This is a genomic window from Hyphomonas sediminis (assembly GCF_019679475.1).
GTDB lineage: Bacteria > Pseudomonadota > Alphaproteobacteria > Caulobacterales > Hyphomonadaceae > Hyphomonas > Hyphomonas sediminis.
Window position 1 is genome coordinate 2602857 of the sequence record NZ_JAIEZP010000001.1, and the last position, 14604, is coordinate 2617460.

The 14604-nt window shown below is 62.5% G+C and carries 11 protein-coding genes and 1 tRNA gene; 6 read left to right on the top strand and 6 right to left on the bottom strand.

Annotated features, from left to right (window positions below; genetic code table 11):
• The first annotated feature begins 49 nt into the window (after positions 1-49).
• Both groL and K1X12_RS12825 read left to right on the top strand, forming a co-directional pair.
• Positions 50-1693, top strand: coding sequence for a chaperonin GroEL (gene groL, locus K1X12_RS12820; protein ID WP_220987963.1), 1644 nt, complete (start codon positions 50-52; stop codon positions 1691-1693).
• Positions 1694-1828: 135 nt separating this feature from the next.
• Entirely contained in the window at positions 1829-3439 is a 1611-nt protein-coding gene (locus K1X12_RS12825; RefSeq protein WP_220987964.1) for an acyl-CoA synthetase, read from the top strand.
• Here the strand turns inward: K1X12_RS12825 and K1X12_RS12830 are convergent, their stop codons facing one another.
• The 5 genes from K1X12_RS12830 to recJ form a co-directional block, all read right to left on the bottom strand.
• The gene (locus K1X12_RS12830; RefSeq protein ID WP_369426122.1) at positions 3440-3871 is read right to left on the bottom strand and encodes a PaaI family thioesterase; all 432 of its coding nucleotides are present in this window, start codon (positions 3869-3871) and stop codon (positions 3440-3442) included.
• Positions 3864-4319 (bottom strand): DUF192 domain-containing protein, encoded by a 456-nt coding sequence (locus tag K1X12_RS16960; RefSeq protein ID WP_225907974.1) that lies wholly within the window; start codon positions 4317-4319, stop codon positions 3864-3866. The genes K1X12_RS12830 and K1X12_RS16960 overlap by 8 nt, the downstream gene beginning before the upstream one ends.
• 51 nt (positions 4320-4370) lie before the next feature.
• Complete coding sequence (locus tag K1X12_RS12835) at positions 4371-4898, bottom strand: cold-shock protein (protein WP_220987966.1); 528 nt, start codon at positions 4896-4898, stop codon at positions 4371-4373.
• 125 nt (positions 4899-5023) lie between these two features.
• Positions 5024-5098, bottom strand: a tRNA-Glu gene (locus K1X12_RS12840).
• Positions 5099-5176: 78 nt separating this feature from the next.
• Entirely contained in the window at positions 5177-6970 is a 1794-nt protein-coding gene (recJ, locus tag K1X12_RS12845; RefSeq protein WP_220987967.1) for a single-stranded-DNA-specific exonuclease RecJ, read from the bottom strand.
• Between the two features lie 139 nt (positions 6971-7109).
• Here recJ and purB point away from each other — a divergent pair, with 139 nt between their 5' ends.
• From purB to K1X12_RS12865, 4 genes are all read left to right on the top strand, one after another.
• The gene (gene purB / locus K1X12_RS12850) at positions 7110-8408 is read left to right on the top strand and encodes an adenylosuccinate lyase (protein ID WP_220987968.1); all 1299 of its coding nucleotides are present in this window, start codon (positions 7110-7112) and stop codon (positions 8406-8408) included.
• Between the two features lie 138 nt (positions 8409-8546).
• Positions 8547-9833, top strand: coding sequence for a dipeptidase (locus K1X12_RS12855; RefSeq protein ID WP_220987969.1), 1287 nt, complete (start codon positions 8547-8549; stop codon positions 9831-9833).
• Between the two features lie 94 nt (positions 9834-9927).
• The gene (locus K1X12_RS12860) at positions 9928-10671 is read left to right on the top strand and encodes an SDR family NAD(P)-dependent oxidoreductase (protein ID WP_220987970.1); all 744 of its coding nucleotides are present in this window, start codon (positions 9928-9930) and stop codon (positions 10669-10671) included.
• A 179-nt stretch (positions 10672-10850) separates the two neighbouring features.
• The gene (locus tag K1X12_RS12865; RefSeq protein ID WP_220987971.1) at positions 10851-12980 is read left to right on the top strand and encodes a TonB-dependent receptor; all 2130 of its coding nucleotides are present in this window, start codon (positions 10851-10853) and stop codon (positions 12978-12980) included.
• A gap of 200 nt (positions 12981-13180) precedes the next feature.
• Here K1X12_RS12865 and lpdA read toward each other — a convergent pair whose 3' ends face one another.
• Positions 13181-14596, bottom strand: coding sequence for a dihydrolipoyl dehydrogenase (lpdA, locus tag K1X12_RS12870; RefSeq protein WP_220987972.1), 1416 nt, complete (start codon positions 14594-14596; stop codon positions 13181-13183).
• Positions 14597-14604 lie beyond the last annotated feature (8 nt).

Sequence of the window (14604 nt, forward strand, 5' to 3'; positions counted from 1 at the left end):
CGCCGCTCTCGCTCTCTGACCCCAAGACACATACCAAGAGGTAACTCCTATGGCTGCTAAACACGTCGTATTCGGCGCTGATGCCCGCGAGAAAATGCTCCGCGGCGTCGACATTCTCGCCAACGCTGTGAAAGTGACGCTCGGCCCGAAAGGCCGTAACGTTGTCATCGAAAAATCCTTCGGCGCTCCGCGCACCACCAAAGACGGCGTGACCGTCGCGAAGGAAATCGAGCTGGAAGACAAGCTCGAGAACATGGGCGCCCAGATGCTGCGCGAAGTGGCATCGAAAGCCAACGACACCGCTGGCGACGGCACCACCACTGCTACGGTTCTCGCTCAGGCCATCGTGCGCGAAGGCATGAAGCGCGTTGCCGCTGGCATGAACCCGATGGACCTGAAGCGCGGCATCGACAAAGCCGTTGCAGAAGTCATCAGCGACCTGAAGCATCACTCCAAGAAGGTGAAAACCAACGAAGAGATCGCTCAGGTCGGCACCATCTCCGCCAACGGCGAGACCGAAATCGGCGCGATGATCGCTGAAGCTATGGCGAAAGTCGGCAACGAAGGCGTGATCACGGTTGAGGAAGCAAAAGCCCTCGAAACCGAACTCGACGTCGTTGAAGGCATGCAGTTCGATCGCGGCTACCTGTCGCCCTACTTCATCACCAACGCTGACAAGATGACCGTTGAGCTCGAAGATGCAGTGATCCTGCTTCACGAGTCGAAACTGTCGAGCCTGCAGCCGCTCCTCCCGATCCTCGAAGCTGTTGTTCAGTCGCAAAAGCCGCTGCTCATCATCGCTGAAGACGTGGACGGCGAAGCACTCGCAACCCTCGTGGTCAACAAGCTGCGTGGCGGCCTGAAAATCGCTGCTGTCAAAGCTCCGGGCTTCGGCGACCGCCGCAAAGCCATGCTGCAGGACATCGCAGTTCTCACCGGCGGCCAGGTGATCTCCGAAGACCTCGGCATCAAGCTCGAGAACGTCGGCATGGAAATGCTCGGCCGCTCGAAGCGCGTCTCCATCGACAAGGACAACACAACCATCGTCGACGGCGCCGGCAAGAAGAAAGACATCGAAGCTCGCGTTTCCCAGATCCGCAAGCAGATCGAAGACACCTCTTCCGACTATGACCGTGAGAAGCTCCAAGAGCGTCTCGCAAAGCTGGCTGGCGGCGTTGCCGTGATCAAAGTCGGCGGCGCAACCGAAGTCGAAGTGAAAGAGCGTAAAGACCGCGTCGACGACGCCCTGAACGCAACCCGCGCTGCTGTCGAAGAAGGCATCGTCCCCGGTGGCGGCACGGCCCTGCTCCGCGCTTCGCGCCACATCGACGTTGTCGGCGCTAACGACGACGAAAAAGCCGGCATCGACATCGTTCGCAAGGCTCTGGAAGCACCGCTCCGCCAGATCTCCGAGAACGCAGGCGTCGAAGGCTCGGTGGTCGTCAATACGATCGTCAGCAACAAGTCGCGCTCCTACGGCTTTAACGCCCAGACCGAAGAGTACGGCGATCTCGTCCAAATGGGCGTCATCGACCCGGCGAAGGTTGTCCGCTCGGCTCTGCAGAACGCTGCTTCGGTGGCTGGCCTGCTGATCACGACGGAAGCCGGCATTGCCGAAGCTCCGAAGAAAGACGCTCCGGCTGGCGGCGGCATGCCCGGCGGCATGGGTGGTATGGGCGGCATGGACTTCTAAGTCCGGCCCAACCATCACCTGCATGACCAGACAGCCCTCCGGATCGCTCCGGAGGGCTGTTTACTTTGGGTCACGATTGCAGCCGTGCCCACACCTACGTAGCATCGCGAAAAAGAATGCTGCGGAGGAAAACGGATGGACTGGAATTTCGGCGACATGCTCGATGCCGTTGGCGCGGCGCTCGGCCCTGAGGATCTCGCGCTGGCGCATGGTGACCGGCGTATCTACTGGCCTGAATTCACGGCGCGCTCGAACAGGCTTGCCAGGGCGCTGCTCAGCCTGGGCGCGGTACGTGGCGACAAGGCCGGCTTCTACATGCGCAACCAGCCCGAATACATGGAAGCAATGGCGGCCACCTTCAAAGCCAGCCTGTCGCCCGTGAACGTCAATTACCGCTATCTGGATGACGAACTCGTCTACATCATAGACAACTCGGACTCGACAGTGGTGTTCTTCGATGCCGAGTTCCTCGCCGAAGTCGAACGTGTGCGCACGCGCCTTCCGCGTGTCATCGCCTGGGTTCAGATCGGCGGCGACAAGGTTGCCCCCTTCGCACACGGATACGAAGCGTTGGCGACCGAAGGCGACCCATCCCCTCTCAAAGGGGAGCGCAGCGGCGACGACATTTTCCTGCTCTACACGGGCGGCACGACAGGCCTGCCGAAGGGCGTGATGTGGACCCACAACATCTGGCGGGAAGCCAGCATGGAAGGCATCCGCAAGATGGGCGGCCCGGTCCCTGAAACGATGGATGAGCACGTTCAGGGCGCGCTTGCCCTCGGCCGCTTCTCCCGCCAGCTACCCGCCTGCCCGCTAATGCACGGCACAGGTTGGTTCACTGCCATGGGCTCCATGTTGAATGGCGGCGCTGTCGTCACGCTGTCAGAGAAGACGAAGTTCATCCCGGAGAACCTCTGGGACACCGTTCACGCAAATGGCGTCACGTCGATGGCCATCGTCGGCGACGCCTTCGCCAAACCGATGCTGCAATCCCTCAACGACAACCCCGGCCGATGGAACCTGTCGAGTGTGCTGGCGATTGTCTCATCTGGCGTAATGTGGAGCGCCGAGGTGAAGCAGGGTCTTCTGAAGCACATGCCTCAAGCGGCCCTGAATGACAGCTTTGGGGCATCCGAAGCGGTCGGCTTTGGCAGCTCGGTCACAACGGCAGAAGGCGGTGCACAGACTTCCAAATTCGAGATCGGACCAAGCTGCAAGGTGTTCACGGAGGATGACCGCGAAGTCGCCCCCGGAAGCGGTGAGCCTGGCTTTATCGCCCGCGGCGGGGCCGTGCCGCTCGGCTATTACAAGGACCCCGAAAAGACCGCCAAAACCTACAAGACCATCAACGGCATGCGCTACGCCATCCCCGGAGACTGGTGCACGGTCGAGAAGGACGGAACGATCACGCTGCTGGGGCGCGGGTCCAATTGCATCAACACGGCAGGCGAAAAAGTTTACCCGGAAGAAGTCGAAGAAGCGCTGAAAGCCCACGCGGCCGTCTCTGACGCGCTCGTCGTCGGTGTTCCCGATGACAAATGGGGCCAGGCCGTAACGGCGGTGGTCTCGCTGGATGGTCAGGCTACGGAGGATGAACTCCGCGCCTTTGTCCAGTCGAAGATTGCGCGCTACAAGGCGCCCAAGCGGATCCTGTTCAAGGACAGTCTCGGCCGCGCGCCGAATGGAAAGGCTGACTACAAATCCATCAAGGCGTTTGCCCTTCAGGAACTCGGCATTCCGGGATGATCAATCCGCCTTGCGGCGCACGGTCCGGAAAACTGCTGTCGCCCGCGCCGCAAGGCCGCCATCTTCCTTCACGATCCGCGCATTGACGTGAACAAACTCGCCATCCACCGAAGATACATCGGTATGGGCCTCGATCCACTCGCCTTCACGCGCGATTTCCATGAACTCCAGCGTGAGCCGGATCGTAACGGACATCTTTCCCGTGGCGCTCCAGACCGCCCAGGCCAGCGCGCTGTCAGCGAATGCGGACAGCATCCCGCCGTGCAGGAAGCCCATGCCATTGCAGTGGCGATCGAGCACCCAAAGGCCGCTGCGCATGTCACCCGGCGCGGTCGCCCGGTAGCTCGGGCCATTGTGTAGCGTGAACTTTCCGCGCGAGGGCGTCGGCGAAAAGCCTTCCCGGGGCGCGCGAGGCGCCTCGGTATCAGCCACCGGCTTGTCCAAACAGCCGGTGAACCACCTTGTCGCCCGGCTCAATGCCAAGTTCCTTGGCGCGGCCACCCGGCAGCTCCAGTACGGCGCGAACCGGCACGCCAGGGCCGATAGAGCGCAGCGAGCCCGGCTGTGCGTTGCGCGCGATCGCGACAACGCTGCCATCCTCGAGGATGAACAGCATGTCTAGCGGGATCAGCGTGTTCTTCATCCACATGCTTGCCTGGCGGGTCATGCCGAAGTCGAACAGCATGCCGGCATCCGGGGCGAGGCTCTCACGGAACATGAGGCCCTGCTGGATCTCCTCGGGCGTCGTCGCCATTTCCACCGTGAAGGCGTGCGTTTCGTCGCCAGACTGGATGCTGAGCGGCTCCGTGGGAAGCTGCGCGAAGGCTGCCTGAAGGAACATGGCAGCGGCGAAAACGAATGAGAAGATGAAGCGCGTCATGGCGCTGGTTTACCGGTGGGATTTGCAGGCGGCAAGCGCTGACGCGCGGTTCTAGCGCCGGGCTTTTACAGCCGAGACATGCTCGCCCTTGGAGCCGGCCTCGATCACCACCTCAATGCGCGTGCCCGGCTCGATATCATCATACCCGGCCTTCCGCAGGGCAACTGCATGCACGAACACATCTTCATCCCGTCCGTCGCGCAACACGAAGCCATAGCCGCGCGCGCGATTGAACCATTTGAGGGTCACTTCCTCATAGTCAGGCCGCAGGCCTTTTTCCTGAGCGATGACCGCTCTGGGGCGCTCCATCTCGATGATGTGCACCGTTTGCCAGCCACGCTGTTTCTCCACAGCGTCGCAAACGATCTTCGCGCCTTCATCGGCATAGGATTCGCCATAATCGCGCAGGCAGGAGATGTGAAGCATCACATCGCCCGTAAGCTCTGATTCTGAAGTGGATTCAGCGACAATAAAGCCATAGCCCTTGGCGCTATCGAACCATTTTACACGGCCAATCACGCGCACAGCTGTTTCACCGGCGAGCGCTTCCGTTTCAGATTTCGCTGCAATCTTAGTCATCAACCCAATTTCCCCAGCAAGGAAACCTAGAGCGTGACAAGGCCCTTGTCACGCGATCTTAACCTAGAAAGTGGGGATCTCTGGGTAACGCTGCTCAGAAACCGATCAGTTCTGAGAAAGTCTGGTGGCAGTCCCTAGGGGAGTCGAACCCCTCTTTTCAGGTTGAAAACCTGACGTCCTAACCGATAGACGAAGGGACCGCACCGGCTTGAAGACCGGGCATATAGCGGGTGATTTCGCACCCTGCAACCCGTTTCAAACGCTGTTCTGCAGAAGATTCACAGCATTGATGCATCAATGATTTCAAATTGCACGCGGCGGCGGCCATTCCACTGGTCCGCTTTCAGCCGGCCGGCCACATTCACGCGCTGTCCTGACCGCAACAGATCACCCATTGGCTCATCAGCGGCCCGCCAGGCGATGCATTCGATGCGGCCGGTATTGTTCTCTGCTGTGAAGCGCAGGTGGTTGGCACCGATCCGGCGCGCGCCGGTTGGCATCACTTCAGTCATCGCAAACACCGGCTCCGGCGCGCCCATGCCGAATGGACCGAGAGCGGCAACCTGATCGAACAGGTCGGTTGTCGCGCTGCCCGGAGACAGCACAGCATCAATATGCAGGTCCAGCGCGGCGTCCCGTTCTGCCTTGAAGTCTGCCATATGGGCGACCATCCAGTCGTCAAAGCCAGGCACCTGATGGGGCTCCAGGCTGAGCCCGCCCGCCATTGCGTGCCCGCCGCCAGACAGGATCACGCCTTCGCGCGCCGCTGCGGCGATGGCGTCGCCAAGATTGACGCCGGTAACCGATCGCCCAGATCCCTTGGCGACAGGCCCAAGCCCCTCACCCCATCCGATGACGATGCTAGGCAGGTGGAAGCGGTCCTTCAGGCGGCCCGCCACGATCCCGATCACGCCGGGGTGCCAGCCTTCACCGGATGCGATGATGACGCCCCGCTCCGGATTGGCGGCCAGCGCGCGTTCGGCCTGCGCGGTTGCCTCGTCGAGGATTGCCGCTTCGACAGCGCGGCGCTCATCGTTCAGCGCGTGCAGGCGTTCGGCCAGCGCAATCGCTTCGCCGCGATCGTCCGTCGCCAGAAGCTTCGCCGCGAGCCAGGGATCGCCCACGCGGCCGCCCGCATTGAGGCGCGGCCCAAGCAGGAAGGTCGCGTGATAGACGCTTTCGATCTGGCCAATGCCGCTGACATCGGCCAGCGCGCGCAGACCGATATTCTCGCCGCGCGCCATGATGCTGAGGCCCTGGCGCACGAATGCGCGGTTCACGCCGTGAAGGGGCGACATATCGCAAAGCGTGCCGAGCGCGCAGAGGTCGAGATAATGCAGGATATCCGGCAGCCCCCCGGGCGGCGCCAGATTGCGCTGGCGGGCCAGCCGGTTCATCGCCGCCGCGAACACGAACACCACGCCTGCTGCCGCCAGATGGCCATTGCCGGAGGTGCAATCGGGCCGGTTCGGATTCACGATCGCCGCCGCCTCGGGCACATGGCCGGACATCAGATGGTGATCAATTACCACGACCGGCAGGTCGATGGCCCGCGCCTCGTCCAGCGCCTTCACCGCAGCCGCGCCGCAGTCGACGGTAATCACAAGGTCATAGCCCTGCGCCTTCAGGAAATGGAATGCTTCCGGCGAGGGGCCATACCCTTCTTCCAGCCGGTCGGGCACATAGAGGCCAAGCTCCCTGCCCCAGGCGCGGAAATATCGCGCGAGAATGGCGGAGGACGTGCCGCCATCCACATCATAGTCAGCAAACACGCAAACGCGTTTGCCTTCCAGAATGGCGTTCAGAATGATGTCAGCCGCCTTGTCCATGTCGGCAAAGCTGCTGGGATCGGGAAAGAACTCCCGCAAGGTCGGCGCCAGATAAGCCTGCGCCGTTTCCGGCAGCACGCCGCGCCCGGCCAGCAGGCGCGCGATCAGGTCCGATCCGCCCGCTGCCGGCAACAAACGGCGCACCAACGCCTCGTCCACACCGGCCAGCCGCCAGCGGCGGCCACCCGCCGAGCGTTCGACGCCCAGGAAAGGCGCTGGTTTGGCAGTCGCTGGCTCCGACATTCGGCTTCCTCGATAGAATCAGAGCGTCAGATTAGCCCGAAGCGGCGATTTGATGAAATCGATGGCTGCACAGGACTGGCGAAACCCGCCCATACGGCCTATGGCGGCAGCCAAGTCCCACCAGGAACAAGAGCGAACCATGATTCCCCGTTACACCCGCCCGGAAATGGCCGCCATCTGGACACCCGAATCCCGCTTCCAGATCTGGCTCGACATCGAAACACTGGCTGCAGAGGCCATGGAGCAGATGGGCCAGATCCCACAAGGCACCACCGCTGCCGTGCGCGAGCGCGCCAGGTTTGAAGCTGACCGCATCGACGAGATCGAGCGTGAAGTGAAGCATGACGTGATCGCCTTCCTCACCAATGTCGCAGAACATGTCGGCGATGAAGCCCGCTTCCTGCACATGGGCATGACCTCGTCGGACGTTCTGGACACATGCCTCAACGTCCAGCTCGTCCGCGCAGCCGATCTGCTGCTCACGGGCATCGACCGCGTGCTGGCCGCGCTGGAAAAGCGCGCCCGCGAGCACAAACTCACGCCAACCATTGGCCGCAGCCACGGCATTCACGCCGAACCGACGACCTTCGGCGTCAAGCTGGCCACCTTCCATGCCGAATTCCAGCGCGCCCGCGCGCGCCTGCTACTGGCCAAGGAAGAGGTCGCCACCTGCGCCATCTCCGGCGCCGTTGGGACTTTCGCCAATATCGACCCGAAAGTGGAAGAGCATGTCGCCGCCAAGCTCGGCCTGACGATTGAGCCTGTCTCGACGCAGGTTATCCCGCGCGACCGCCACGCCATGTATTTTGCCGTGCTGGGCGTAATCGCCTCCTCGGTGGAGCGTCTGGCGACGGAAGTGCGCCACCTGCAGCGCACCGAGGTTCTGGAAGCGGAAGAGTTCTTCTCCGCGGGCCAGAAAGGCTCCTCCGCGATGCCACACAAGCGCAATCCTGTGCTGACGGAAAACCTGACCGGCCTTGCCCGCCTTGTTCGCTCGGCTGTTACGCCGGCGCTGGAAAACGTCGCCCTCTGGCATGAGCGCGACATCTCCCACTCCTCCGTCGAGCGCGGCATCGGACCGGATGCGACGATCCACCTGGACTTCGCGCTTCACCGCCTTGCCGGCGTGGTCGAAAACCTCGTGATCTATCCGGAGAACATGCTGGCCACGATCAACTCCATGGGCGGCCTGCACAACTCGCAGCGCGTCCTGCTGGCGCTGGTGGAGAAAGGCGTCAGCCGTGAGGATGCCTACCGCCTGGTGCAACGCAACGCGATGCGCACCTGGAAGAAGGAAGGCCCGCTCAACGAACTGCTGAAGGGCGACGCCGACGTTTCCGCGCGCCTCACGGGCGACGAGATCGATGCGCTGTTCGATCTCGACTACCATTTCAAGCATGTCGACACGATCTTTGCCCGCGTTTTCGGCAAAGCCTAGGACACGCTTCCAAAGTGACCTCGATCAGGGCGGCCTTGCGGGGCCGCCCTTTTCTTTACAGGCACAGCGGTTGACCCGGCCCGCGCCGGGGTGAACATCACGCCCATCCTATCGAGTCGTAGAAGCAGGGCTGATCACATGAAAAAACTCCTCCTCAGCGTAGCACTTGGCGCATTGCTGGCTGCGTGCGCGCCGGACGCGCCCCAAAGCGCCGAGACAGGTGTGGACAAGGCGCCCGCGACGGCAGCCGCCCGCACGCCTGCGGAGGATTTGCATTTTCGGACGCTGGTGCTCGATACCCACCTCGATACGCCCGCGTATTTCCACAATCCCGACTACACCTTCTCCAAGCGTGGCAACTTTGACGAGGACGGCACGCATGTGGACCTGCCGCGCATGAATGAAGGCGGCCTCGATGGCGGCTTCTGGGTGATCTTCACACCGCAGGGTCCGCTCGACGAAGCCTCCTATCTCGCCGCCCGCAACATGGCGGTGCTGCGCCAGATGTCGATCCGCGAACTGGCTGCGAAATATTCCAGCGATGTCGCGCTGGCCTTCTCGACGGCGGATGCGGAGCGCATTGCCGCCGAGGGCAAGAAAATCGTCTTCCAGAGCATGGAAAACGCTTATCCGCTGGGCACCGACGTTTCGATGCTCGACACCTTCTACGCGGGCGGCCTGCGCATGATTGCGCCGGTTCACTTCCGCAACAGCCAGTTTGCCGACAGCGCAACAGACGTGAACCCTGCCTATGGCGGCCTCAGCCCGCTGGGCGAAGCGCTGGTGCGCCGCGCGAACGAACTGGGCGTCATGCTCGATGGCTCGCATGCTTCGGACGAGACCGTGCGGGACATTCTGGCCCTCTCGACGACGCCGATCATCCTCTCGCACTCCGGCCCCAAGGCCGTTTACGACCATCCACGCAACGTGCCCGACGACCTGCTGATCGCAATCGCGGAAGATGGCGGCGTAATCCAGATCAACGCCTATGGCTCCTATCTCGAAGCCCTGCCGGCAAGCCCGGAGAGGCTGGCTGCCATCGCGGAACTCGAGGCGCAGTTTGGCCGGGACACCTCCGCCATGGATGACGCGACACGCGACGCCTATCGCGCGGCCTACAAGGCGCTGAACAAGGCCTTCCCGCCGCCACGCTCCACCTTCGAGAAGTTCATGGAACACCTGCTCTACACGCTGGAGCTGGTCGGGCCGGAGCATGTCGGCGTTGGCGCAGACTGGGATGGCGGTGGCGGCGTCGATGGCATGAAGGACATCGTCGACCTGCCGAAGGTAACGGCGCGCCTGATCGAGGCCGGTTACTCGGAAGAAGACATCGCCAATATCTGGGGCGGCAACGTCCTTAGGCTGATGTCCGAAGTCGAAGCCGCACGCACGGCGGATCTCGGCTCACCGGACGTGCTGAACTGAGCCATCACCTCGCGTCAGGGTTTCCGATTACCGGTTGATGAGGCTGGCGGGCTGAAACAAGGTTCCGCCAGACATCAGAAACTGGAGGAAACCCATGGCCCGCAACCTGTTTGACCTGAGCGGAAAGATCGCCCTTGTGACCGGCGGAAGCCGGGGCCTGGGCTTTGAAATGGTCAAGGCATTTGCGGAGAATGGGGCCGACGTGATCATCGCCAGCCGCAAGCTGGACGCGTGTGAAGCCGCGGCTGAAGAAGTGCGGAAAATGGGCCGGAAGGCATTTGCCTTTGCGGCCCATTGCGGGCGCTGGGACGACATCGACGCGCTGATCGAAGCCTCCTACGGCCATTTCGGGCGCGTGGATATCCTCGTGAACAATGCCGGGTCCGGCCCGCGCATGGCGAGCCATGAGGTGACCGAAAACCTTTTCGATTCAGTGCTGAACCTGAATTTCAAAGGCCCGTTCCGGCTGGCGAGCCAGGTGGCCAAACGGATGGCGGATGGGGATGGCGGCTCGATCATCAACATCTCCTCCTCGGGCAGCCTTGTGCCGCTGCCGCATGTGGTGCCGTACGGCGCTGCCAAGGCGGCGATCAATGCGATGAGCCTGTCGCTGGCGCATGAGTATGCACCGAAAGTGCGGGTGAACACGATCTGCCCCGGCCCCTTCCTGACCGACATTGCCAAGGCCTGGCCCGAGCAGATGCGCCAGTCGGCAGACAACGCGCTGAACCGTCCGGGCTACCCCGAGGAGATCGTCACGGCAGCGCTTTACCTGGCAAGCCCCGCCTCGAGCTTCACGACCGGATCGCTGCTCCGCGTGGATGGCAGCGCGGCCTGACGGCCAGCGCCACACAATGTCATTTCGTGTCAAAGGCCCGCGCTTGCGGGCCTTTTCCGTGTCTTTTTGAGGACTCCCAGTGACAGTTTGGGACACTTCGGGTCATTTTCGGCCCTTGCCTGGGTCGGCTTACCTGAATAATGATACATTATTACATTACTAAAAGTGAGTCCTCCCAGATGAAACGCACGCTCCTGCTGACCGCCCTTTCCGGTCACCTTCTCTCCGGCATTGCCCTCTCTCAGGAGACCGATGCCCCGCGCGTCGAAGCCCCGATCATCGTGACCGCCCCCGGCCCCGCGCGCTCCAGCGACGAGCTGATCGGCAACGCGACGGCGCTCGACCGGGCGGAAATCACCGCGCGCCTTTCCGGCACGCTGGGCGACACGCTGGCAGGTGAGCCGGGCGTTTCGACGACCTTCTTCGGACAGGGCGCGAGCCGGCCGGTGCTGCGCGGGCTTGGCGCCGAACGAGTGCAAGTACTGACCAACGGGATCGGCGTGGTGGACGTTTCCGCCGCAAGCCCGGACCACCAGGTGAGCGCGGACGGCATCGATGCCGACAAGATCGAGATCCTGCGCGGGCCGGCAGCGCTTGCCTATGGCGGGCAGGCCATCGGCGGCGTGGTCAATGTGATCGACGGGCTGATCGTGGACACCCTGCCCGAAGCGCCGGTGAGCGGCGAAGCCTATGGCGCCTATAACAGCGTGAATGACGGCACTGAGGCAGGCGCGCGGGCAGCCTTCACCACCGGGCCGCTGGTCTTCTCGCTTTCCGCTTCCCGGCGCGACTTTGGCGACTTCAACATTCCGGGCCTCGCCGAGTCCCGCCAGCTGCGCCACCGGGAAGAACTGGAAGAAGCGCTGCATGAGCATGAGGACGGCGAAGACCACGACCACGACCACGATCATGAAGACGCCGGCAACGGCACCCTGCCCAACTCCTTCCTCGAAACGCAGACGCTGGGCGCGGGCGTAAGCTGGGTGGGCGAGCGGGCGTTTGCCGGCTTTGCCGTGCGCCAGCAGACTTCCCAATACGGCATCGCGGGCCATTCGCACGCACATGAGGAAGATGAAGAGGAAGGCGCCGAGGAAGACCATGACGAAGCCGCGCCCTATATCGACTTCGAGCAGATGCGCTACGACTTCCGCGGCGGGCTGAACCTTGACGGCGACATCCTGAAGAAAGTGACCGCAACGCTTTCATACTCCGACTACGAACATAGCGAGATTGAAGGCGGCGCGGCGAGCTCCATATTCAAGAGCGAAGGCTTTGAGGGCCGGATCGAACTCGACCATGCGCTGGCCGGCTTTGAAGGCGCGGTGGGCCTGCAATTCCTCGACAAGTCACTCGACGCGAGCGGCGGGGAAGCCTTCCTGACACCGACGGATACACAATCCATCGCCCTGTTCGTTTACGAGACGCGCGACTGGGACAGCGGATTTGGCGTGGAAGGCGGCCTGCGGCTGGAACAGCTGGAGCATGACAATGCCGTGGCCGGAAAGACCGAGTTCGACCTTGTGAGCGCCTCCGGCGGCGTGCACCAGCATTTTGGCGACGGATGGTTTGCCGGGGCGCAGGTGGCCTATACCGAACGCGCGCCCAATGAGAGCGAGCTGTTCGCCTTCGGCCCGCACCTGGCGACCGAACAATTCGAAGTGGGCAATGCCGACCTCAGCAAGGAAAAGGGCCTGAACCTTGAGGCGACACTGCGCTGGCGCGGCGCCAATGCCAGCGTGGGCGCAAACCTCTTCCGCACGAGCTTCACCAACTTTGTGTATCTCGCCCCCGGCACGATCGAAGAAGATGGCGAACTGATCAGCGAGGAGCATGGCCTGCCCGTCTACCTGTTCAGCCAGGATGACGCGACCTTCACCGGCGGCGAGATCTATGGCGAATACTATCTGGATAACGGGCCGCTGGCGGCGGACTGGACCTTCCGCTCCAGCCTCGACTATGTGCGCGCCGAATTCGACAATGGCGGGGACGTTCCCTTCGTGCCGCCGCTGCGCGCCACGGCCAGCGCCGAGGCTGACTGGGAGCGCATCGAAGCGGGCATCAGCCTCGAATGGGCCGACAACCAGAAATATGTGGGCGATGGCCAGCTCGGCACCAGCGACTATACGCTGATCAACCTGCGCACGGCGCTGAAACTCTCCGAATACGGAATTGGCAAGGAAGGCACGCAGCTGTTCTTCGAAGTGCGCAATGCCGGCGATAAGGAAGTGCGCCTGGCGACATCCGTGCTTCGTGACATGGTGCCCATGCCGGGCCGGAATGTGCGCGCGGGGCTGCGGTATACGTTCTGAGGCTTGCGTGTTGTAACGCCCTGCGGGCGCCCCTCACCTCCCACCGCCAAAGGCGGTGGGCCCCTCCTCTCCCGTAAACGGGAGAGGGGTTTGGCGTCGCGCTATTGGTGCCCCCTCACCCCTCTCCCTCTGGGAGAGGAGGGACCCGCGCCCGGAGGGCGTGGGAGGTGAGGGCTGCGGCGCGCGCCCTGCGACAGCGATCAGACGTGGATCACGCGGCCTTCGGCGTCCAGCACGGCTTCGTGCATGGTTTCAGACAGTGTCGGGTGCGGAAAGATCGTGTGGATCAGGTCCTGCTCCGTCAGCTCGCCCTGCCGGGCGATGACATAACCCTGGATCAGCTCGGTGACTTCCGCGCCGATCATGTGGGCGCCGAGCAGTTCGCCGGTTTTCTTGTCGAACACGGTTTTCACCATGCCATTCTCCGCCCCCAGAGCAATCGCCTTGCCATTGCCAATGAAGGGGAAGCGGCCGACCTTGATGTCATAGCCCTTCGCCTTGGCGGCGGCCTCGGTAAGGCCAACGCTGGCGACCTGCGGATGGGAATAGGTGCAGCCGGGAATGTTTGACGCGTCAAACGGCTCGGCATGGTTTTTCCCATGAATGCCTTCGACGCAGACGATGCCTTCATGGCTGGCCTTGTGGGCGAGCCAGGGCGGGCCGGTGAGGTCGCCAATGGCATAAAGGCCGGGCACGCCCGTGCGCCCGAAGCCATCCACCACAACATGAGTTTTCTCGATCTTCACGCCGAGCGCTTCGAGGCCGAGATTTTCGACATTGCCGACGATGCCGACGGCGAGGATGGCGCGGTCGAATTCCTTCGTTTCCTTCTTGCCATCCTTGGTGGTGATTTCTGCCGTGAGCGTATCTTTTCCGGGCTTCAGGTTTTCGACCTTCGCGCCGGTGAGGATGTTCATGCCCTGCTTCTTGAAATCCTTCTCGGCGAGGCCGGAGATTTCAGCGTCTTCCACCGGCAGGATGCGCTCCATTACCTCGGCGACGGTAACCTCACTGCCCAGCTCGTTATAGAAGCTCGCAAACTCGATGCCGATGGCGCCCGAACCGATCACCAGCAGGCGCTTTGGCATCACATCCGGCGTCATCGCTTCGCGATAGGTCCAGACAAGTTTGCCATCTGCTTTCAGGCCGGCCTGCGGAATATCGCGGGCGCGGGCGCCGGTGGCGAGCATTACATGCTTGGCCGTATACGGCGTATCCTTGCCATCCTTGCCCTTGACGATGACCTTGGGCGCAGGCGCGTCCTTCTCCAGACGGGCCGTGCCTTCGATCACGTCGATCTTGTTCTTCTTCATGAGGAACTTGACGCCGTTCGACAGCTGCGAGGCAACGCCGCGCGAGCGCTTCACCACTGCCTCAAGATCGAAAGACGGGTTTTCGATCTTCAGGCCGAAGGATTTGGCATGCTTGGCAAGATGGAGCACTTCGGCCGAACGCAGCAGCGCCTTGGTGGGGATACAGCCCCAGTTGAGACAGATGCCGCCGAGGCTTTCACGCTCGACAATCGCCGTTTTCATGCCGAGCTGGCTCGCGCGGATCGCCGCGACATAGCCGCCGGGGCCGGAGCCGATGACGATGAGATCGTATTGGGTGGACATTTGCATTC

Excerpts from the sequence above, each read along its gene's own strand:
- groL (WP_220987963.1), top strand. The coding sequence starts at position 50 with ATGGCTGCTAAACACGTCGTATTCGGCGCTGATGCCCGCGAGAAAATG.
- K1X12_RS12825 (WP_220987964.1), top strand. The coding sequence starts at position 1,829 with ATGGACTGGAATTTCGGCGACATGCTCGATGCCGTTGGCGCGGCGCTC.
- K1X12_RS16960 (WP_225907974.1), bottom strand. The coding sequence starts at position 4,319 with ATGACGCGCTTCATCTTCTCATTCGTTTTCGCCGCTGCCATGTTCCTT.
- K1X12_RS12835 (WP_220987966.1), bottom strand. The coding sequence starts at position 4,898 with ATGACTAAGATTGCAGCGAAATCTGAAACGGAAGCGCTCGCCGGTGAA.
- recJ (WP_220987967.1), bottom strand. The coding sequence starts at position 6,970 with ATGTCGGAGCCAGCGACTGCCAAACCAGCGCCTTTCCTGGGCGTCGAA.
- purB (WP_220987968.1), top strand. The coding sequence starts at position 7,110 with ATGATTCCCCGTTACACCCGCCCGGAAATGGCCGCCATCTGGACACCC.
- K1X12_RS12855 (WP_220987969.1), top strand. The coding sequence starts at position 8,547 with ATGAAAAAACTCCTCCTCAGCGTAGCACTTGGCGCATTGCTGGCTGCG.
- K1X12_RS12860 (WP_220987970.1), top strand. The coding sequence starts at position 9,928 with ATGGCCCGCAACCTGTTTGACCTGAGCGGAAAGATCGCCCTTGTGACC.
- K1X12_RS12865 (WP_220987971.1), top strand. The coding sequence starts at position 10,851 with ATGAAACGCACGCTCCTGCTGACCGCCCTTTCCGGTCACCTTCTCTCC.
- lpdA (WP_220987972.1), bottom strand. The coding sequence starts at position 14,596 with ATGTCCACCCAATACGATCTCATCGTCATCGGCTCCGGCCCCGGCGGC.